The sequence below is a fragment of the Sporocytophaga myxococcoides genome (assembly GCF_000775915.1).
GTDB classification, from domain to species: Bacteria; Bacteroidota; Bacteroidia; order Cytophagales; family Cytophagaceae; genus Sporocytophaga; species Sporocytophaga myxococcoides_A.
In genome coordinates this window covers 389,921-412,288 of sequence record NZ_BBLT01000006.1, presented here as the reverse complement: position 1 = coordinate 412,288, position 22,368 = coordinate 389,921, and the positions used below count along the sequence as shown (strand labels likewise).

At 34.5% G+C, this 22,368-nt stretch carries 14 protein-coding genes; 11 read left to right on the top strand and 3 right to left on the bottom strand.

From position 1 onward, the window contains the following. The first annotated feature begins 23 nt into the window (after window positions 1-23). The 4 genes from MYP_RS16050 (at window position 24) to MYP_RS16035 (ending at window position 6,977) form a co-directional block, all read left to right on the top strand. Window positions 24-1,631: an FAD-binding protein gene (locus MYP_RS16050; RefSeq protein WP_045465315.1), complete on the top strand. Its 1,608-nt coding sequence runs from the start codon at window positions 24-26 to the stop codon at window positions 1,629-1,631. 231 nt (window positions 1,632-1,862) lie between these two features. Further along, window positions 1,863-2,312, top strand: a complete 450-nt coding sequence (locus MYP_RS16045) for a GNAT family N-acetyltransferase (protein WP_045465312.1) — start codon at window positions 1,863-1,865, stop codon at window positions 2,310-2,312. Window positions 2,313-3,034: 722 nt separating this feature from the next. Continuing rightward, window positions 3,035-6,289, top strand: coding sequence for a PKD domain-containing protein (locus MYP_RS16040; protein ID WP_045465309.1), 3,255 nt, complete (start codon window positions 3,035-3,037; stop codon window positions 6,287-6,289). A gap of 187 nt (window positions 6,290-6,476) precedes the next feature. After that, window positions 6,477-6,977, top strand: coding sequence for a DUF421 domain-containing protein (locus MYP_RS16035; protein WP_081990545.1), 501 nt, complete (start codon window positions 6,477-6,479; stop codon window positions 6,975-6,977). Between the two features lie 639 nt (window positions 6,978-7,616). Here MYP_RS16035 and MYP_RS16030 read toward each other — a convergent pair. The 3 genes from MYP_RS16030 to MYP_RS16020 form a co-directional block, all read right to left on the bottom strand. Beyond that, window positions 7,617-8,333 (bottom strand): T9SS type A sorting domain-containing protein, encoded by a 717-nt coding sequence (locus MYP_RS16030; protein WP_045465303.1) that lies wholly within the window; start codon window positions 8,331-8,333, stop codon window positions 7,617-7,619. Between the two features lie 235 nt (window positions 8,334-8,568). Further along, the gene (locus MYP_RS16025) at window positions 8,569-9,069 is read right to left on the bottom strand and encodes a VOC family protein (protein ID WP_045465300.1); all 501 of its coding nucleotides are present in this window, start codon (window positions 9,067-9,069) and stop codon (window positions 8,569-8,571) included. A gap of 705 nt (window positions 9,070-9,774) precedes the next feature. Beyond that, window positions 9,775-12,057, bottom strand: coding sequence for a gliding motility-associated C-terminal domain-containing protein (locus MYP_RS16020; protein WP_045465297.1), 2,283 nt, complete (start codon window positions 12,055-12,057; stop codon window positions 9,775-9,777). 131 nt (window positions 12,058-12,188) lie between these two features. Between MYP_RS16020 and MYP_RS25240 the strand changes: the two genes are divergently transcribed. The 7 genes from MYP_RS25240 (at window position 12,189) to MYP_RS15985 (ending at window position 22,364) form a co-directional block, all read left to right on the top strand. Further along, window positions 12,189-17,564, top strand: coding sequence for a DUF7619 domain-containing protein (locus tag MYP_RS25240; RefSeq protein ID WP_156140673.1), 5,376 nt, complete (start codon window positions 12,189-12,191; stop codon window positions 17,562-17,564). 410 nt (window positions 17,565-17,974) lie between these two features. Further along, window positions 17,975-18,178: a hypothetical protein gene (locus MYP_RS16010; RefSeq protein WP_045465294.1), complete on the top strand. Its 204-nt coding sequence runs from the start codon at window positions 17,975-17,977 to the stop codon at window positions 18,176-18,178. Beyond that, window positions 18,160-18,339 carry a hypothetical protein gene (locus tag MYP_RS16005; RefSeq protein WP_045465292.1) on the top strand — a complete coding sequence of 60 codons (180 nt, stop codon included), beginning with the start codon at window positions 18,160-18,162 and terminating at the stop codon, window positions 18,337-18,339. The genes MYP_RS16010 and MYP_RS16005 overlap by 19 nt, the downstream gene beginning before the upstream one ends. 111 nt (window positions 18,340-18,450) lie before the next feature. Then, on the top strand, window positions 18,451-18,876 hold the full coding sequence (locus tag MYP_RS16000) for a VOC family protein (protein ID WP_045465289.1): 426 nt from the start codon (window positions 18,451-18,453) through the stop codon (window positions 18,874-18,876). Window positions 18,877-19,686: 810 nt separating this feature from the next. Further along, the gene (locus tag MYP_RS15995) at window positions 19,687-20,970 is read left to right on the top strand and encodes a hypothetical protein (RefSeq protein ID WP_045465286.1); all 1,284 of its coding nucleotides are present in this window, start codon (window positions 19,687-19,689) and stop codon (window positions 20,968-20,970) included. A gap of 575 nt (window positions 20,971-21,545) precedes the next feature. After that, a complete protein-coding gene (locus MYP_RS15990; protein WP_156140671.1) occupies window positions 21,546-21,806 on the top strand; it encodes a hypothetical protein in 261 nt (86 codons plus the stop codon). A 57-nt stretch (window positions 21,807-21,863) separates the two neighbouring features. Continuing rightward, window positions 21,864-22,364 carry a hypothetical protein gene (locus MYP_RS15985; protein ID WP_045465281.1) on the top strand — a complete coding sequence of 167 codons (501 nt, stop codon included), beginning with the start codon at window positions 21,864-21,866 and terminating at the stop codon, window positions 22,362-22,364. Window positions 22,365-22,368: the final 4 nt, after the last annotated feature.

Sequence of the window (22,368 nt, the reverse complement as noted above, 5' to 3'; positions counted from 1 at the left end):
TTTAACGAAAACATTGATCCAACATGAAACTACCAGAAGGAATTGAACCGCTAGAGCTGGGAAAGTGGGAAAATATACATCAGAACTTTACCCATACTTTTAAAAAGCATTCAAGTTTTAAACTACGCCTTCCTGAATCTGCGCCGGATGGCACTGCCAAATACAGGGCTACTACAGCAAATTTCCAATGGCTTATCAAATATGCCTTGGAGCATAACATTCAGCTTAGAGCCATGGGGAGCGGATGGTCGTTCTCTGATGTGGCCGTATCAGAAGGAGGAGTAATAGATACTAAGTCTCTGAGGCTTACCTTTAATATGGGAAAATCATTCATTGATGAGGCATGGCTGGATCAGGGTAAGAAACCGGAGAGCTTATTTTTTACCCAATGTGGAGTCAGTATACTTGATCTGAATGAAAAGCTGGAAAAAGAAAGTAACCAGAAACGTTCGCTCCGAGCTTCAGGAAATAGTAACGGTCAAACCGTTGCCGGGGCTACGTCTACAGGAACTCACGGAGGCGCTTTCAATCTGGGGGCCGTACACGATACTATTGTCGGACTTCATATCATTACAGGGCCAGACTCACATGTGTGGCTTGAAAGAAGTTCAAATCCTATTGCTTCTGATAATTTTATTCAATGGCTTGGAGCAGAACTTATAAGGGACGATGATGCATTTAATGCAGCAGTTGTAAGTTTCGGAAGCTTTGGATTTATACATGGAGTATTGCTTGAAGTCGAACCAATATTTCTTCTTGAACAGCACAAGATTCCAAATGTACCTTATGCTGATGCTGTTAAAAAGCTTATTAATCAAAGAGATTTCTCAGGTATTGCTTCGAAGTTACCATATCCGCAGAGCCCGGATCAGCCTCAGATATACCATCTTGACGTTGTGGTAAATCCTCATAGCTTTGAGCCGGATAACGATAAGAAAGGTGTATACCTTCGTCTAATGTATAAATTACCATTCAGGGAAAATTATACCAGAATCCCAAGAGACGAAAATGGTTTTTTTTATGGTGACGATACTTTAGGACTCATACAAAAAGTACTTGATTCTGCCGGGCCTTTAGCAGATCATATTATTCCTCCTCTTGTCAATAAATTGTTTCCGCTCGCTTATGCTGTTACAGACACGGTTACTGGTACCATAGGGGAGACTTTCAGAAATACGGCATACAGAGGAAAACTTGCAAGCTTTGCATTTTGTATAGATTCAGCTCATACTTCCAAAGTACTTGAAGCAGTCATCAAAATCAATAAGGAAAACCCTTTCAGCGGAGCTATAGGTTTTAGATTTGTAAAAGGTACAAAGGCATTATTAGGTTTTACAAAATTTGAAAAGAGTTGTGTAATGGAGTTAGACGGTATGGATTCTAAAATAACCAGGGCCTTTTTTATCAATACCTGCCAGAAACTGGATGAAATGGGTGTGCCCTTTACTTTACACTGGGGAAAGCTAAATTACAATATGACACCTCAGATGGTGAGAAAGATGTATGGTGAGGAGAGGATTCATAAATGGCTAAAGATTAGAAAGTCTCTTTTAGGGGCATCAATGAGGGTTTTTAATAATAAATTTCTTGAAAGAATCGGGTTGGATAAAGATCCTGAAGCAATTGTTTAACCTTGAGTTATATTGTAGTTTGAGATAAGGCTAAAGTTTTATTATAACAATTTCATTTCTGAATACCTGCATTAAAACCTAAAATTAATAACATTACTTTTATTTGTAGGCAGAAGTCAATAGACTTCGCACAAATGAAAGTTTACATCCCTTGCAGTCATTGACCTAGGAGATTCTTACCCGAAAGTAATGACGTAATTATATTTATAGCTTTGCAAGACTTCAAAATAAATGAGAATAGTTTCTGTTAGAGAAAACCCAGAATACAAAGAAAAAGCAATTCAATATTTTCAGAGTAGTTGGCCTAAAGTACTACCGGTACTATATGAAGACTGTATCTTTAACGCTATTAATGCTCCTCAGACATTACCTCAATGGTATCTGTTAGAAAAAGAGGATATAATTATTGGCTGTGCTGGATTAATACCTAATGATTTTATTAGCAGAATGGATTTGTATCCCTGGCTATGTGCATTATTTATCGAAGAAGTGCATAGAGGAAATAACTATGGAAATCTTTTGATTGAAAAGGCTAAAAAAGACACTAAGCAATTTGGATTTAACTATTTATATCTTAGTTCGGATCATGTCGGATATTATGAAAAATATGGTTTTGAATATATCGGTCAAGGTTATCATTCCTGGGGAGAAGAATCAAGAATTTATCAAATAAAAGTCTGACAAATACTACACTCAATTGTTTCCTTTTTCATCTGAACATCTGAAGCAGCTGATCTTTCAAAATGAATAAAATGAAGCTATATTGCAGAATGGCGGTTTAAATGGTATTGTTTTTTGTAACTAACAGATCCTTTACGTGGTCAGGATGACAAAACAGTTGATTGTGGTTGACAAAATAATGTTAAAATGACTGCACTAGAATGAATCTTTGAATCACTGTTTAACCAATATAAATGCGAATACACTATCAACATAATTCTTAATTGCTTTAATAAATCCCTGTCATAAATTGCCCGCTTTACAAAAGTGTTCCGGTCTTCGAGCAGAATTAAGATAATGCTTTTTTCATAACATTATATTTATTTTTATATAACAAATGTTGTATATAATAGTTATGCTTCTGATTAGGCTTAATAAGCCAGAAGATTTGAAATCCAGCAAATACTTAATTAGTGATCAACGGTTTGTATAACATATCATTTGGCACTTGACAACTTCAGCTTATTCCTCCTTTCACTTCATGAAGCATTAGGGATGTGGATAACTATATGAATTTTCCTAATACATTTCTGTTGATGCATATCAATTGGCCATTTTTGCATCAATTATTCATCATAAAAATGAATTTGAAATAGTATATTTTCTTTCACCATTAAAGGTTATTCAATAAGAATAATTCAGGTTTTTATTAATGAATCAGTTAACAAATCCAATTAAACCTTATGAAAAAATTTGGACTAACATTAATAAGTTTGCTAGCTGTAGTTATGCATCAGATTGCAGCTGCGCAACCGGTTGTAGTGAAAAACATTCCGGGCAATAGTTATGGTTTTTTTGAAGCTTTGGACTATTTATACTTCTTTCATAATGATAGCTTATGGAAGTCAAATGGAGCAGCAGGGGGAACAGTATTTGTAAAAGATCTTGGAGGAAAGGGTATTGTGTATTCAACACACCCTTACGGGCAAGATCGTTATAGACAAAAACCTTTTGCTATCAACAAAGCCTTTTTTTTTACTACAGAGAACGGTGCCAATGTTTCTTTATGGAGAAGTAATGGGACCTCAGGCGGTACAGCAGCTATAGCTACTTACAATAATATTAAACCTTTAGGTGTACTTAATAATGAATTCTATTTTGGTGCACAATCCGGAGGTACATCTAATTTATATAAAGTAAGCACAGGAAATCCAGTACTTTTAAAAACAATAAATCTTTCTCCCTACCCTCAGTTGGTACCTTCTTTTCCTTCATTCGAAAATTTTTGGTTTATTTCAGATGACCATGAAGTGGTGAACGGGCTATTAATGTTCCAGGTTATGGGTAACTCAGGGCCAGAGTTATGGAAGACAAACGGAACTATTGCCGGAACAGTTAAGGTAAAAGGTTTCCAGACTCCCTATAATTTAAACCAGTTTACTAATGTTGATGGGTTGTTATATTTTCAGTTTAGAGTTTCAAATAGTCAATATCCTGGTGCTGAGGATGTGGAACTTTGGAAAAGCAATGCTACTGCTGCAGGTACAGAACGTGTTACTTCCTTTCAATTAGATTATGACGATTTGAACGATTTAACAAGTTATCAGGGGAAATTATATTTTATAGTTAATTCATACAGCAGATATATGTTTTATGTAACGAATGGAACTGCTCAGGGTACTCAGCTGGTGACGGATTTTGGACCTGAAAACGAGACGCATATTATAGGTGAAGTAAATAATTTACTTGCTATTAATACTTTGTTTGAAAGTGTCTCTGGCTCGATATATAGAAGCAATGGTACTATTATTGGTACAGAAAGGGTTAGCTTTACTACAGGTTCGAATTTTACTATAGTTGGCAATACTTTACTTTTTACTGATCATATTAACCATGATCCTGGAGGAGGACCGGAGACCCCAGAAGATAGAAATCAATTATGGCAATCGGATTTGACTTCAGTAAACACAAAACCCGTGAAGAATATATTTCCAGGTACTTCTTTCCGCGATTCAGATAATCTCACCAATGTAAATGGGGCGCTGTTCTTTACAACACCTGATAATTTACAACTAAAACTATTAAAATATAATCCTCTTGCCCCTTCTGCTAACAAAGCATTTTTCACCGTGGTAAATGCAGTTACAGATGAAGACAGAGCATGGCTGAGGAAAGGTGATACTATTGTAGTGATTCCCGGTGAAGGTATTAATATTCGATTTAATCCTGTAAAGAATCCTAAGAGTGTTCGATTTTTTCTTAATGGTTCTGCTTTTATAACAGAAAATACAGTGCCTTTTGCTTTAGCTGGAGATAATAGTGGAAATTACAATATATGGAATGCCAGTAAGGGGCATTATACTTTAATTGCCAGACAATATTCTGGCACCAATGCTTCCGGCAAATTGATAGCATCTGATACCGTTCAGTTTTTTCTGGATAAATTACCTCTTCCTCCCTTAGTGAATGCAGGCCCAGATCAGACCTTAAACTCTGTTTCTGCAACGACGCTTAGCGGTACTGCAATTTCACAGGAAGGAAGTATTTCTTCTGTTTTCTGGTCTCTTCAATCAAGCCCCGGAGGCTTTGTCAGCCCTGTTATTACAAATCCTAATTCACTAAGTACTACTGTTTCTGAATTAATCCTTCCAGGGACGTATATCTTCAGATTAACTGTTACAAGCAGTGAAGGGGCCGTGAATATAGATGAAGTTTCCGTTACAGTATCAGGACAAGCCATGGGTTCCTTTAGTTTGATAAACGCCGATACCGATCAATCTGTTTTTAATAATTTTCAGGAAGGTCATATATTTTATTTATCACATTATTCGACTAGTAATTTTAATATTGTAGCTTCAACCATACCTGGAACAGTAGGAAGCGTTCGATTCGAATATGATGGAAAGGTGAGTATAGAAAATAGTGCACCTTATGCCTTATATGGAGATGTCAATGGAAATTTTAATCCGGGCCCATTAACATTAGGTACTCATATTATTTCAGCTACACCTTATTCTGGCCCCAATGCGACTGGAGTAAAAGGTCTTACAAGAACTGTGAAATTTCAGGTTATGATTTCTTTCCCTCCTTATGCAAATGCAGGTCATGATAAAGAAATTGTATTGCCAAATAATTCTGTTGTATTGGATGGTGACGCTTATGATCGGGATGGCACAATTCAATCTGTGCAATGGAGCTTCATTTCAGGACCTGCTACTAACTTTACTATGAGCAATAGTAATTCACTTAATTTATCTTTATCAGGTTTTACTGTTCCCGGCACATATCAGTTCAGACTCACAGTTTTGGATAATACGGGTCTGACTTATTCAGACAATGTTATAGTGGATGTAATCGCATCGGCCACCCAAGCGGTAGTTAGTCTCACACTTATCAATGCCGATAATGATACGGATATTATGACAATCACGAATGGAACTATGATTGATCGGACAATGCTGCCTACACTTAATTTAAATGTCAGAGCTAATACTAATCCTGCTACCATAAGTAGTGTTCGATTTCAAATGGACGGTACTTTTAACCGCGTAGAAAGTACTGTTCCTTATGCTATGTTTGGCGATAATAACGGGAATTATAATTCAGGAAATTTTACATTAGGAAGCCATACTCTTACAGCTACACCTTATGAAGGAGCCAGCGGTTCAGGAACAGTTGGTACACCATTAACAGTAAATTTCTCTGTCATCAACAGCGCAGCTAGAATTTCCAATGAATATGCAATCCGATCAGTTTGTTACCCTAATCCTTCATCTGATATTTTTCATATATCCATACCTGCTACTGAATCTGTTGAAGCAATGGTAGATATATATGATAATAGAGGAAAATTTTTGACAAACTTGTTTACAGGTGCGGTTCAAATGGGAGAAGATCTTAGTATTTCCTGGAATGTGTCTGATCAAAAGCCTGGGGTTTATTTAATGAAAGTAATTATGGGAGATAAAGTGTTTACTGAAAAATTAGTAGTTAAGTAATCACTTATTCAATTAATAATCTATAAGTGAGTCTTTGGTAGTATGTTATCAGAGACTCCTTATAACATAGTTTTTAACGGCCGGAGAGAAGAGCACCATCTTAATTTTGAAAGCAACAAACATTATTTCTCTATATGTGTTTTTCTTCAATTCTACTTCATTATCAATAATTTTGTATATAATATTTATGGAAGAAATAGGTTCGTTCTTAAAATCCATGTTTGGAATTGATGACCATATATCGATATTGCAGGTCCTGCTAAGAAGCTTTGTGATATATATTACAGGAATCGCTTTGGTACGTTTCGGGAAAAAGCGTTTTATTGGGAAGATGTCGGCTTTTGATATGATCATTGCAATTATTCTTGGTTCTTTATTGAGCAGAGCAATTACAAATTCTGATCAATTTGTTGAAATTTTAGCCGCTTGTTTATTTTTAATATTTTTGCATCGAATTTTTTCTCTCATTGCTGTCTATTCCGATAGATTTGGTGATTGGATAAAGGGGCACGAAAGGCTTTTGATTAAGGATGGAGAAATACTATGGGACGAAGTGCGTAAAAGTAATTTAAGTAAGCATGATTTAATGCAGACAATCCGTCTGAATGCAAAAACCTCTGATGTAAGCAATATAAAAGCAGCTCGTCTTGAAAGAAATGGAGATATAAGTGTGCTTATGAAAGATTAGCAGTTATGAATTAATTATTTTTTAGTCTGAATGAATTCATTTAAATGATTCTAAAAGACATTTCGGTTAAACTCCTGTCGGGGAGAGGATTTTAGAGAATATCAACGCAATTGCTATTCTTATGAGTCTGATGCTTGCACTTTCTTGTAGCGAGTGCAATTTGAAATAGAAGGCTGAGTTTAGAAAGTTATGTACCTATTGAATAAATGTATTCGCATTGGTAATGAGTGAACTAATGAATAAGATTTTAAATAGCCAGTTGTAATGATCTTGTAATTTTGTCTATTTTAAGACAAAGAGCAGCTATGTCAGATACGGAATTAAAAACACCAGCAAGGAATCTATTTAATAGTAGAACGAATAGATTTATCTACACACAAAGAATTACCTCTCTTAATTGTAAATTCTATTAATTTTTGAATTAATTATAGTAGTTGCCTTGGATAAAATGCCTAGTCATGTTCATGTAATTTTATCAGCGAAAGGATATTCTAATTTGTCAGATATAAAGCACGCATAACAAAGGTGCGTCAAACTTCCGAATACGTATTCTCGGCTTTGCTGATTGATTTCTTTTAATTACAGGCTGTTCTTGTGTATGAACAGCCTGTATGCATAAACCTAACAAGTAGTATAATTTTATCGCACTATAAAGATTTTTCTTTTTACAGTTGCTTCTCCTATATTCATTTTCACAAGGTATCCTCCGGAAGGAAAATCAGAGAGGTTGAGCATAATTTCATTTTGCCCTGTAGACAGCGCATAGGTATTTTTTTCTATGGAATATTCTTTACCTGCGAAATCCAGTACTTCGAGTGAAAAAGATGTTGCATTCGAAACATTTTCAATAGAGAGGTTAAACAATCCATCTGGAGAATGGGATGGGATCGTTTTGATTACTTCTGATGAATAGATGTCTTCAATGTCACCGCTTCTTACTTCAAGGGCTGGCTCTTCTTCTGTTGCTGCAACTCTTTCATTTACCGGTTTTAGAATTACATCATTACATACTTCTTTAGGATTACCGGATATAGAAACTTCATCCAGCCTCCATCCGGATGCATATCCTGAACTGTTAAAGTAAGGTGTATTGATAAAATCGTTATAGGCATAGTTGGCAACAATCACTTCAGTTACAGCTCCTGGTCTGAATATGACAGAATACTTTAATTGTCCATTGATAAAATAGGTATCAAACGAATGCACATGCCATCCCTTACCATGCATCTCATTAAATTTTGTTAGAAAGTAGGCCTGGTTATAGTTGACAATAAAAGATTCTGCTGAATTATTTTTTTCAAAGATAGCTGTGTATCTTAACTGATTGTTTACTAAAAAGGAATTAAGGGTTTTCAATCTCTATCCGCTTCCTTTTCCGATTATTTGTTTGATGATAAAATAAAGGAATATCTTCCTGAATAATCATCCATCAAGAAGAAATAGAAAAAATAATTTTATTTCCTGGTTCAAATACGCATAATGAAAAGTGTGAAATAGCTAGAGTGCAGTGGACAAGAAAGAAATGTAAAACTAAGAGATGGATTTCCAGGCAGTATACCAATTATGCATGGGGTTGATTCTAATTGTCTTTTTAACTTGATTTTATAATTTCAGATAATAAATCATTCAGATCAAGGTGCCTTGTATACATATCCAGCGAGCCATCTGGTTTTTGGGGCCATAGCTCTTTAGGTCTATCCCAATATAGTTCTATTCCATTGCGATCAGGATCATTGAGATATAACGCTTCAGATACGCCGTGATCACTTGCACCAGTTAAAGGGTAATCGGCTTTTAGTAGTCTTTCGAATATAATAGCAAGGTCATTTCTTGATGGATAAAGTATTGCGATATGAAATAACCCTGCAGAATTTATTGGTGCAGGTGATGCACCTTCGCTATACCATGTATTCAATCCAATATGATGATGATAACCTCCGGCGGAGATGAATGCAGCTTCTTTTCCGTACATTGTTGTTACCTGGAATCCTAATAGGTTACAATAAAATTCAAGAGATTTGCGTAAATCTGAAACTTTTAAGTGTACATGTCCTATTCGTGTCTGCGCCGGAACGATGTAGGTGCTTTCCATAATTATGATCTACTTTCCTTAATTAAACTTAAATTATAATCTTACTCTTGTTTAAAGAAATTAGTAAACATAGAATCTTTTCTACCTTGTTTACACACTCAATTCTTTCTTTTTTTTCAACTATTTTATTTGATACAATAAATTTAATTCCTTTATTTTTCCCTGTAATTGATAGTCTTTTAAAAAGGTTTAAAAATTATCGATAATCATTGCCGCATTGAATCCTTCTATCAGTATATGATAATTTAACAATGAAATAAAATTGTGTTAGCCTAACCTATAGATTAAATTTTTGTTTAATAAATTAAATACCTTTAAATGACTGAATAAATTATAACTATCATGAGTATACAATGATTTAAAAACATAAAAGGAATTGCTTTTTGTTTAATAATAGGGGAATGAATTTTGTTGATCTAGAAAGTCTTAATGCCAGTCAATGGTTGACGTCTAAGTTATTTTATAAATAAAATCAAGAGGTTAAATATTTGTTTTACAAGATGATTCAGCATTATGATAAAACAATAAATAGTTACTTATCCTTTCTCTACTTGTTCTTATAGAGAAGGTTTTTCATGCTGAACTTGTGAGGCATCTGAGTTTTCAAAAGTAATAAGATTATGCTATCTGGCAGAGTGGTGGTTTAAAAGTTAAAAGATAAAAAAGAATAATACTTTAAGCTTTTTGCTTTCATCTTTCAACTCCTTACCTTATTATTTCAACCCAGCCTTTTACATTCAGGCATCCGGTTCTATCCAAGACTTTATAAAAATAAACTCCATCGGGTAAATCATCTCCATTCCAGTTATTATGGTAGTTTTCTGAATAAAATACTTCGCTTCCCCATCTGTTATATACTGAAAATTCTATGTCATCATTATAATCCAGAACAAAAAATTCATTTGACTTATCCTTGTTAGGGGTAATCAAATTAGGTATAAACAGTTTTGCCGGTTCAAGAACTATTATGTTTATAGTGTCAATTGATTGGCAATTATTTTTATTAAGTTTTACCCAATATTCCCCTGATTTGCTAATTGTAAAATTGGGTTGATTACTTCCATCTGACCATTCTATCATACTGTTAGCGACATTATCTAAAGTGATTTCCTCCGACATACATATTTTTCTGTCTTCACCAAGATTTATAACAGGGTAAGGGTTTACATTGATGTTTAATATAGAAGAAGAATCTTTACAGGAGTTATAGCTCACTTTCACATAATAGTTTCCATTGGTATTGATGTTAATAGTATTCAAATTGCCATTTTCCAAAGGTGTGTTATTGTGATACCATTGATATAGGTAATCTTTGTTTGCTAACGTTTCAACTTTAATAGTACTTCCCTGGCAAACAGCGGTGTCGCCTGTGGGAAATATTGCAGGGGGAGCTAGTTTAATTTTGTTTATCGTAAATAAGTCAGACTGGGTTTTACAGTTATGGGTGTCCTGAATGACCAGACTATATAATCCACTTTCCTTTATAGTAATCTCATTAATTGTTCCTTTGGAAATAAGACGGTCACCTGAATACCAATTGTATTCGGGGTATTCAATGGAGGATTTAATTGTGACCGAATCTCCATTGCAAAGAGTAGCTGGGCCAATGATCTCTGGTTTTAAGGGGGTAGAAATGTTGACTTTTACAATAGCAGAATCCTTACATCCATACATGTTTTCGGAAAAGACTTTATACTCTGTGGTATATGATGGTAGTGCATATGTTTGATCAGAGCCAGGAGATTTCAATCCAATATCCGGAAACCAGATGTAATTTGTTCCGCCACTGGCAACTAATAAAACGCTATCTCCTTTACATATTAGTGTATCATTAGAGACTGTCATGCGTTGCAAAAAATCTGATTGAATGTGATCTGAAACACCTGCAGAAAGTATCACACCTGCATCAATCAATGAAAATACAGGTGCAGGAAACGTCGGATTTTCTATTACCGATATCTGACAGCCTCCCATGTGAGGTATGTAAAGTTTTCCATCACTACCCAATTCAATCTGTCCAAGTCCTCTTACATCGTTGCTGCCACAGTCTGCTCCGTTGTTTTTTATCGCATACGAATCGATGGTAGCAGTTGTAAAATTATATCTGAATAGGTTGGGTCCATTTACATTTCCTGAAAAGTCTTTATTGTCCCAATCTGTAAGAAAAGCGATGCTGGCATCCGGAGAAAATTCCAGTCCGTACATCCCGTTGGATGCCGGAAAATTTATTTCCAGAGGTTTTGTTAAGGTGCCGGATACAGGATCAAAATCAGCAAAAAAAGCTTTGTTAGTAAAGGTCATCGCATACCCCAGTTTCCCGTCATGGTAGTCTAGTTCACCACGACCACCATGATTTCCTGAATCGAAAGAATGAATTAAAACACTCGAATGGATTCCTGTTTCATCTATTAAGAAACGTTTAAAGCCGGTATAGCACTGATAGATGATAAGCCAATATTTATTGGTACAAGGTATTCTTATAATTTCAAGTCCTTCTGCGAAATTATTTCCCAGGTCAAGTTGTTTATTCAATGCAACTACTTCTCCCAATCCTCCTCTTAATCTCATGTCCACAATTGAATAATACAGTCCTGAACATAATTGACTGTTATATATAATGTAAAACTTATTAGTATCAGAAGGTACAGGGCAAATTCCGATTTCAGTGGAAGATGGATGAGCTGCTATTCCAATAGAACCAGGCATCAAAGTTCCTGATTTGTCGTATACTCCACTTGCGTTTACCCAGATAATAATGTTTCCATTTTTATCTTCAACATGCGCAATGCCTTCGGAATCTCCCATGGAGGATCCTGACGAAATATTGGTCTTTGTTACCTGAAATCCATTCGTTGAAAAATTTCCTTTGATGATATTGGTGGGACTATTAAAAAACAGATTTTTAATTTTTACCTGCCCAAAAGCATTGAATTGATTAACTAAAAGAATAGAAAGGAATAATATTTTGAGAATTAAAGTTTTTTGCATTTGGATAAGCTAGATTACAAGTTTATTAAGCTTGAAATCAATTAATTAAATAGGTGAAAATATTATTTGTCCTAATTAAAGATACTTTTTTAGTAAAAAAATAAAAAAGGTGTCTTTAAAAAGCTAAATTTATGTACGAATTTTTACAAAATATAAATATGTTTCGTCTTATCTTTTTTTTCATTTTTTCTCTTTCACAAATCATTGCATTTTCTCAGACAATTGACACTTCTGCTTGGACAACAAACGGTGCTGTTAAATCTGTTGTCAAAAATGGTAATACCATCTATATAGGAGGGGAGTTTAGTTACATTGGTTTAAACACGGGCAATGCTGTCCCTGTAAATATAAATACAGGTAAGCCTCTTGATAAATATCCTAAAGTAGATGGTGCAGTTATCTGTATTGCAGAAGATGGTCGGGGTGGTTATTTTCTTGGCGGAATGTTTACAAACGTAGGTGGACAACCACGTAAAAATATAGCACATATTAACCGTGACCTTCAGGTAACTGATTGGCATGCTGAAGTTAACAATACAATTGTAAGTATTGCGGTAACTTCTACATCTGTAATTATTGGAGGGGCGTTTACGGATGTGTCCGGTGTGTCTAGAAATAATTTTGCAGAATTAACTAAAACAACCGGAAGTGTTACTTCATTTAATCCAGATCCAAATGGACGAGTTGCCAGCCTTCTCATTGACGGAAATTCTCTATATATCGGAGGTTCATTTGACCAAATCGGAGGGAAGTCAAGAACACTAATAGCATGTTTTAGTATTCACGACTATTCTCTGAAGAATTGGAGTCCTCTCTTAGAAGGCTCCACCAATGAACCTCGTGTAACACAAATAAGTCGTAAGGGGAATACTTTATACTTTAGCGGACATTTTTATAAAGTCAACGGGGAAGACATCTATAATACTGTAGGTGTAGATACTATATCAGGGCATAGCAATATATTCAAAATAAATGGCTATAATACATCTTGGAGAGGAACGGATATTATGGAACTGAATGATAGTCTTGTAATCATAGGTAGTGGTTGGACTGATTGGAATTCTGATACCCTTTCTGTACTGGCTTATAATATTAAAACAGGCAGTCAAACAAAGTTTCCAAAAATTCACGGAAGCGCCAATAAAATTAGATTAGTAGGAGACAACCTCTATATTGCGGGTTATCCTAATTTTAAATCACCTACCTATATAGAACCCAATTTTTCTTGCATAAATATAAAAACCGGAGAGTACAGAGAGAAAATATTTACTGCAAATCATCAATTTCATGATTTTGTAATTAAGGGTGATATTGTTTACACTGGTGGTAATTTTACCAGTATAAATGGAAAGAACAGATATGGACTGGCTGCTTTAGATGCAAACACTCATGAAGTTTTAGACTGGAATTTCAGTGTGTCTTCCGGATATAATTATTTCGGTCGCAGCAGTGCTTCTTCTTTGAAACTATATAATAATACTTTATTTGTTGGAGGAATGTTTGATCATATATATGGAGATGATTTTGCAAAGCGTAAATTGAGATTTTGTATAGCGCAAATAGATTTAGCAACCAATGCCATTACCGATTGGGATATTAAATTGGGAGGATATTGTGGTGATGCTCCTTTTGTAGAAGATTTTTTTATAAAAGACAACTTAGTTTATGTAGTTGGTAATTGGACATCTGCAAATAATATGATGTTGTATAATAATGGTTATACTACAGGAATTGCTGCATTTGATTTAAAAACCGGAGCAATTGACCCTAACTGGAAACCAATAATTGTATCTAAAACCGGTACCTATACAACATGTAACGCAGAGAGCAAAATAAGAACATTTACTTCCCTTGATGATAAACTCTTAATAGGAGGATCTTTAATTAGCATTGGAGGGCAAAACAAATATGGGTTTGCTGCTATTGATCCAAAAAACGGTGAATTGATTTCGTGGGGACCTGACTTAACCGAGAATTCTGAAGTTTACAAAATCATTGTAGGCGACAATAAGATCTATCTGGCAGGACAATTTGGTATTACAGGTTATCCTGAAATTAAGAACTATGCTGAGCTTGATTTTGATGGAAATGTACTTTCATCACCTTATTTCAATGATAAGGTAACAGACATCTCCATTAATGATAATTCTATTTTTGCTATTGGCGACTTTACAAGTATAAATGGTGTCCCTGTTTCAAAAGCAGCTGTCATTAACCGATTGGATTATTCAGTTTCGGGATTATTTCAAGAGATACTATACTCTGATTTTAAACCTGTAACATTACAGTATTTAAACGGCAGCCTTTACATGGGAGGTAACTTTACAATGATAGGTTCTACCTATTCGCCTTATTTTGCTGTCATTCCATTGGAATCTAAACCTGTTTATAAGATAACTGGCAGGATTTTTCATGATCTGAATGGTGACTGTATCTATAATGATTCAGATAAACCATTTGCCAATATGGTTGTGAAACTTAAACCGATAAATGATTTCAGAAGCACAGACGAAAATGGTTTTTATAGTTTTTCTACTACCGAAACGGGTACTTACGAGGTAGAACAATTACCCAGTGCTTTACAACAAAAACTAGAGTTTAAATCAATTTGTCCATCCAATATAAATACAAGACAGGCTGTAGTTTCTGCGGATGAGCCTATTGCAGATAATATTCAATTTGCCAATACTATAAAACAATGTGCATTCCTTTCCATTGATATAGCTTCGGATCGAAGAAGAAGATGTTTCAGGAATAACACTACTGTTACTTACTGTAATAGTGGAAATGTGACCTCCGGAATACCGTTGATTAAAGTAATTTATCCTGAATATGTAGTACCGGTTTCCAGCAGTAAACCATGGTTGTATCAATCCGGAGACACGCTTTTCTTTTCAGGTGATCAACTAGAACCAGGACAATGTAACTCTATTTATCTGGTTGATTCTGTTATTTGTGGTAAGGAGGAGATAAGAGGGATGATGCAATGTACAGAAGCAATCATTACTCCTGCCAATAACTGTATTGCTGTAGATCCTAAATGGGATCGTTCAGACCTTATTCTGAAGGCTTCGTGCAGGGATAATGGCTATGTAAGGGTTAGCCTTATCAATATTGGAAGTGGTAATATGTCAGACAGTTCTGGTTTCAGGGTCTTTTTAAATGCTACTATTGCTTATTCGAAAAAAGTTAAACTGGTATCCGGAGACAGTATTGTTCTTAATATTCCAGCTAACGGAAAAATGGTGAGAGCAGAAGCTGATCAGCTTCCGTATCATCCTCTTAAAAATCAGCCTTCTGTTACTATTGAAGGCTGTGGCTCTGGAACGTCTCCAATTAGTTATGGTTATGCCGCTTTGTTTAATCAGGACGATAGGAGTGAAGATGTGGAGTCGTTTTGTATGGAAATACGAGACAGTTATGATCCCAATGATAAAAGTGTTTACCCAATAGGTTTATTTGATCAGCATTTTATAAAAAATACAGAAGAACTTGAATATTTAATCCGGTTTAAAAATAAAGGTACGGATACTGCTTACACAGTAGTAATACATGATACATTAAGTACTCATTTGGATTTATACACGCTTTCTCCAGGTGCTTCTTCTCACGAATATACTTATGAATTGAGAGGAAAAGAATCACCGGTACTGATAATACGATTCAGGAATATCAATCTGGTTGATAGTATTACCAATGATGCTAAAAGCGGTGGTTTCTTTAAGTTTAAAATTTCTCCCAAAAAGGATTTACCGGAGTGGACTGTACTATCTAATAAGGCTGGTATTTATTTTGACTATAATAGTGCTATTATTACAAATGAAGTAACTCAAATTATAAAAGATACAAGTTATACAGATTTGTCTCTTGCCAGATCTATTAAAACGGGAGAAGTCTTTAGTATATGCCAGGGTGATACGATATCTGTAAAAACACCACTTGCTTCATCTTATCATTGGACTCCGAATCTGTTTATAGATGCTACCGATAGTCAGAATCCTTTGTTTTTTCCTAAAGAAACTGAAGAGTTTACATTGGCTTTGGAAACTGGTGGGAAAAGTAAAGAAATAACCTATACAATTGTTGTGAATCCTTTACCAGAAATTAAGGTGAGCAATGATACGATTATTTGTAAAGGTGACACCATTCAGCTTTCTGCTACCGGGGCAAATGAATTTATCTGGGATACTAAAAATATTTTATCTAAGGTTACTCAAAATCAGGTGGTTGTTTTCCCTCAATCATCGACCAGGTATTTGGTGGAAGGAATCAACAGTTTTAAATGCTCTGGTTTTGACACTATTTCTGTTACTGTAAAAGAATTACCTGACATACAAGTTTCGAAAGATACGACAATATGCAAAGGAGATACCATTTATGTAACTGCGAGTGGTGCTCAAACTTACCAATGGTTTTTAAATACTAATTCTTTGGCAGGCAATTCTGAACTTCAAATTTCTCCTGTTAAAGAAACTATTTATGATGTTACAGGTAAAGATCAATATGGTTGTAGTACTAATAAATCAGTAAAAGTCAGCATTGATTCCGTTTTCTTTACGATACCTGCTGAATTAAAAATCTGTAAAGGCGATACTGCTAAAATAGAATTACCTTCCACCTATACCTATAATTGGAGCAATGGTTTAAGCGTTCGCAGCTTATCATCTTCTGCTTATTTATTCCCTTTAACTACTACTCAATACGAAGTTACAGGTATTAATGACAGAGGTTGTATGTCTAAAAAAATATTTGGTACAGAAGTGAAAGAACTTCCTCATATTACTACATCAAAAGATACCAGCATTTGTAATGGTACTGCTACTGCGCTAAGCGCTGCAGGTGGAGTAGAATACAAGTGGTATTTAAACGCTACCAAAGTCGGGGATAAGGAAACATTAAACGTATCGCCATATAATAGCTCTGACTATAAGGTAATGGTAAGAGGTGCTAATGAATGTTCTGATTTTAGAATTATTCATGTTGAAGTAAAGAATTTGCCAGATATTATTATTAGAAATGATACTACTATTTTCCAGGGAGATACCATTGATCTGGCTGCAAGTTCCTTCAATGCTACCTTCCAGGGATGGACCCCTTCAATAGCTCTGATGGAATCGTGGTCTCCACTGACAAAAGCTAATCCTGAACATTCTATAGTTTATACTGCCACGTATATGGGGAGTAATGGATGTTTAGGAAAGGATAGCCTTGAGATTAAAGTAAAACCTAAAAATTTCCAAAAGGATTTTGAAATAAGGGTTCAGCCAAATCCATTTAATACTAATGCAGAGTTTTATATAAATTCATTAACACACTATTCTATCAATTCTCCTGTAGTGATTAAAGTATGTGATTCTCAGGGACGACTTGTAGCTGAGATAATCCATTCTTCCAGACAAAACCCAATGCTTATTCCATTTGAATTTACTGCCAAGCCTGGTTTATATTATTATTCAGTCAATGACAATAGCGGTGTATTAGGAAAAGGAAAATTTGTATCTTATTAATTACTAGTCTGTATTCAGGCTTAATACCTTATAAGATGATTGGGGTTATGTTAAACTGATATTTCACAAGCTCAATATGACAAAGGAAAGATTCTTTAAGTTGACTATGGCAAGAGATTGGCCAGGATGTATGATTTCGTTCAATAGGGGTAGGAGTTTGATATATTCCTGATCTCGCCAAAAGTGTCAGGTCGAAAACCTGACACCACAATAAAGATCTACTAACATCATGATAAATTTTTTAATTATTCCGGCAATTATGTTATATTGATTAGCTGCAGTACTGATTTTTCAGCAAAGCCTCCTGAAACTAGCATCAATACTATTAAACAACAAAGGATTATGAAGACCAGTATCATCCAGGATACTGTATAAATAATAAATGGCTGACCAGGCTTATTACTGACTATGTGAATAGTAATGACTTAAATGTTGCTCGTGAAAATATGCGGAAAGCATTGAATGAAGACTACTATACCTATAAGCTGGATGCGATTACTTTAGAATATAGTGAAATGACTGAAGAAGATTTTCATCAGAAATGGAAAGCAAAGTACGATAAAAGGTATGTTGGCAGGGGGGCTTTACTTCAGTTATGGATAACGGAAATGTAGAGATCCCCATTTGCACACATATAAAGTCTCTGGGAGACACTGCCCAAATTTTCCATACGGTGGTTCGAGACCTTCGTTGGGAAACTGATTATGTGCATGATATTACTGTTATCATTAAGTATAATAAACTTCTTATTGATGATGTAAAGGAGTATAAATAAATACAGCTTCTGAGTCCTGACGCAGATAACCTCTTATTTGTCGTTTTCATACCTTGTTCATTTTGTTGATAAGCTGTACATTTAAAATAGTAAAAAACAAAAATAAAAATCATGGCAGTCATCAACCCTCACATTAACTTCAACGGAAATGCAGAAGAAGCATTTACATTTTATAAATCTGTATTTGGCGGAGAATTTACAAAGATTATACGATTCAAAGATATAGCGAGTGACGAATTCCCTATAGCAGAAAAAGAAGAAAATAAACTCATGAATATTGCTTTGCCCATCGGTAAATACAATATGTTGATAGGTAATGATGTCCCGGAATTTATGGGGAAAGTAAATGAGAATGAGAATAGAAGTAAAATTTCGATAAGTGCAGAAAGCAAAGACGAAGCTGATAAATTATTCAATGGACTATCGGCAGGTGGATCAATAGAAGTACCCTTTACCGAAAACCCTGGGGGAGCATATTTTGGTATGTTCAGAGATAAATATGGCATTGAATGGATGGTGGAGTATGACCCAAAATAAATAAGCAGAGACAAATATCGGACGACTAATTTAGGCTTGCTGCAATAGATTTCGTAGGGTTCAGAGATGTACTGGGACAGAAAATTTAGGACATCATAAGTTTCTTCGAAATCTGATTAATGTCTGGTCAAATGATTAGTTAATTTTTAAAACTTGACACAAAAAGGATTAAAATCATCAAACTCCCTATGGTTGAAGTCTATTTGACTTCAACCATAGGGAGCAAGTTTATTTTCTTGGTGATTAAAATAGCCTTATCTAAGAAGGCTTCTAAAATCTCAATGATAATTTCTTTCAGGTGGCTTATTAGAAGTGGTCTAGAGTGACCTGCAGTGACCTGGCAGGTATAATTAATGAGGATATCTTAGATATAACGCCCATCATAAATGCCCTATAGTATCAAGATTGTCTTAATCATGGGCAGCGGTACCATCATTATCGAACAAGAATGTAAAAGTTTAACAATTTCGGTTCAGAGCCCCTTGATCCTTTAAAGAAGGTTTTACAAACACTATTTAAACCGATACAAAATTAGGAACAGTTTTTTCCAAAGGATTCAGAAATTCCTTGCCTGAATTTCGAAAGTTATACCAAGGTCAAAAAAAATGAAAGAATGTAAGAGAATAATGATTACTTGGAAAAATTAAATTCTGATTGGTATAGTGTTATGGGTTTTCTTAGTAAATATTAGTATTTTTGAATTTTATATTCCAGAAGAAAATGTTTTTAACTTCACTTTCTACAAAAAAATATCATTTATAGGTGTATATATAGAAGAATATAAGAACGGAAATATTCTTTAGAATTATTATGAAAACTACTACTATCGTTAGCGTTAATGAAGATTTGAAAAATCTTAAACTTTATTACATTCCATTAATCTTCATATTTTTATGTTTTTCACTTCCGACTGTTAATTTTTCAATAGATATGAATTATTGGGCGTCCTGGTCCACATCATTTCTCGAATATGGAATAGTTAAAGGATATGAGATGGCAGATTGCAATTATCTTCCATTCTATATGTATATTTTGAAGTTAAATGGTTGGTTACAAGGAACAAGTGCAGAGATTTATAGAAATATTAATTATCTTAAGATTTTTACCTTATTGTTTGACATAATGGGAATTTATGTCATTCTGCAATATCTTATTAAATTCAATATTTCTCCTTATAAAGTATTTTTGGTTCTGTTTAATATATCTTATTTATACAACTCAATAATTTGGGGACAAGTCGATTCTATCGTTACATTTTTCGCATTTGTATCAGTTTTTTTCGCATTAAATGAAAGGGTTTCCTGGACTATTGTATTTTTTGTATTGGCTTTAAATACTAAGCTTCAAGCAATTATTTTTTCACCTATAATTGCTATTATTTTAATTCCACAGGTTTTTAAGAATCCCAAGTCATTATTTGTTGGGTTATTTTGGGGACTATTGATTCAGTTGATTATAATATGGCCATTTATTCTCGAGAATAAATTAAATCTACTTTGGAAGATTGTTTTTGGATCAGTAGGATATTATCCCGTTGTGTCAAAGAATGCATTTAACGTGTGGTATCTTTTCCTAGAAGGAAATTTGATGGAAACCAGTGATGAACTATTGTTTTGGGGCATAAAGTATAAAATTTGGGGATTTATACTATTCTTTTTCTTTTCCTTTCTTGCTCTTGTACCACTTTTAATCACAACAATTCGACTTATGATTGAAAAGAGTGAAAAAACTATAGAGTACTATAAAATTGTATTTTTGACATCAGCATTAATTCCATTAGTATTTTTTTATTTCAATACTCAAATGCATGAAAGGTATTGTCATCCTATGGTAATTTTCATAGCGACTTATGCACTGATTTCTTCAAACTATATTTGTTACATATTGCTGTCTATTGGTTATTTTCTGAATTTGGAAAAGATTGTAATGTCCTTAATGCTTAAGTCATATGGTACAATTTTATTTGACAATAGATTTATTTCTTTTTTGTTCTTATTAAGTCTGGTGTATATTTTGTTTCAGCTATATTCCGTACTTACCTTGAGGCATATAAGCAATTTGAAAAATATGAAATTGATATTCAAGGCTTCTTAGTGAGCCGGAAATACCAGTCATAAAACATTGCTTCAGGAAATGAATAACGGTTAGTATGCTGGCTATTATTCAATTTATCTGATCCGGATGACAAATCGCAAGTTTATAAACTTGCACTCTTTGGCGGACTTTAATCAGAAAAGCTAAGACGGAGTAACAGGCCTAACCCAGGTAGGTATGTTAAAGAAGAGAGTATAGTGGGTATGCATTGCCAAATAAGACCAATTGGAAAGTTGTCAAAAAAATAGATTATTGATCGACTTTCATTTTAAAATTGGAATTACAATTACAATTACAATGAACGATTTTATTATAATAAACTAGAAGCCCCGATTTTGTCGGGGCTTCTAGTTTATTAAAGATATGCATAAAAGGGTATGATTGATTTGCCTGAATTTTATACTGGTTCAGTTTACACTCATCATTTTATCTATTCAAAATGGTCGCATGCTAACTTTTACAAAAATGGAATGGGTGAATTTGGAATATTAACTCATTATATGGAATGGTTTTAGGAAAGATAAAATTGTGGCCTGTCCGAGGCCACGATGCAGATTGTCAAATGCAATCAGCGGATGATCAATAGATTTGCTAGAATTTTTATGCCAGTAAGAGCTGGCAAACTACTTTCTCCTGATCAACTGCACCCATTACCTGCTCCATTAGTTACTTTCAGCAAATACATTCCTTGGGCCAAGTCAATATTCAGTGGCTTATTTGGTTCAGCCAGAGATGACAGAAGTAATTACAATCGTCTCAAAACAAAAAAAAACAAGGTTATGTGTAACTTAGGTTACAAAATTCAGTTTTTAAAAATTCCATTTTTGCCAAGGTAAAGCTTTACCGATTAGACTAAAAAGTACATCCAAATCTTACAATCAAATTTAAAAACTATGAAAAGACCTGTTTCCCGGCCTTTAATTATTCTGGCCCAGATACTGATATGCCTTTTCATTTCTGTACATTCTTTCTCCCAGCAGAAAGAATCAGGTGGGGAAGGACCATACCACAACAGAGATCAAAAGAGTCTGACAAAAGATCAGAAAAGGAAGCTGAAAGAATACAAAAAGCATCCTGTCTGGGTGGATATGTTAAAGGATCAGTCAGAAATCAATTATTATGAAACTGTGACTGCATTTGAAACTTTCTGGGAAGAGCGCCCCGAACCCAAAGAAAAAAAACTTGAAAAAGAGAAAGGAAAAAAGAAAAGATCATTTCTTAAAAGATTCTTTAAATCAGACAAAAAGTTAAAAAGGGAAAGTGACCGCCTGGTTGTTGAATGGAAAGCTTATCAACACTGGAGGAGAGACGTACGGGCATTTATACAACCTGACGGTAAAATATTAACGAGGGAACAGCAGCTACAGATAATTAACAGTCAGATACAGGAATAATTTT

Coding starts and splice junctions, on each gene's coding strand:
- MYP_RS16050 (WP_045465315.1), top strand. CDS start 24: ATGAAACTACCAGAAGGAATTGAACCGCTAGAGCTGGGAAAGTGGGAA.
- MYP_RS16045 (WP_045465312.1), top strand. CDS start 1,863: ATGAGAATAGTTTCTGTTAGAGAAAACCCAGAATACAAAGAAAAAGCA.
- MYP_RS16040 (WP_045465309.1), top strand. CDS start 3,035: ATGAAAAAATTTGGACTAACATTAATAAGTTTGCTAGCTGTAGTTATG.
- MYP_RS16035 (WP_081990545.1), top strand. CDS start 6,477: ATGGAAGAAATAGGTTCGTTCTTAAAATCCATGTTTGGAATTGATGAC.
- MYP_RS16025 (WP_045465300.1), bottom strand. CDS start 9,069: ATGGAAAGCACCTACATCGTTCCGGCGCAGACACGAATAGGACATGTA.
- MYP_RS16020 (WP_045465297.1), bottom strand. CDS start 12,057: ATGCAAAAAACTTTAATTCTCAAAATATTATTCCTTTCTATTCTTTTA.
- MYP_RS25240 (WP_156140673.1), top strand. CDS start 12,189: ATGTACGAATTTTTACAAAATATAAATATGTTTCGTCTTATCTTTTTT.
- MYP_RS16005 (WP_045465292.1), top strand. CDS start 18,160: ATGGATAACGGAAATGTAGAGATCCCCATTTGCACACATATAAAGTCT.
- MYP_RS16000 (WP_045465289.1), top strand. CDS start 18,451: ATGGCAGTCATCAACCCTCACATTAACTTCAACGGAAATGCAGAAGAA.
- MYP_RS15995 (WP_045465286.1), top strand. CDS start 19,687: ATGAAAACTACTACTATCGTTAGCGTTAATGAAGATTTGAAAAATCTT.
- MYP_RS15990 (WP_156140671.1), top strand. CDS start 21,546: ATGATCAATAGATTTGCTAGAATTTTTATGCCAGTAAGAGCTGGCAAA.
- MYP_RS15985 (WP_045465281.1), top strand. CDS start 21,864: ATGAAAAGACCTGTTTCCCGGCCTTTAATTATTCTGGCCCAGATACTG.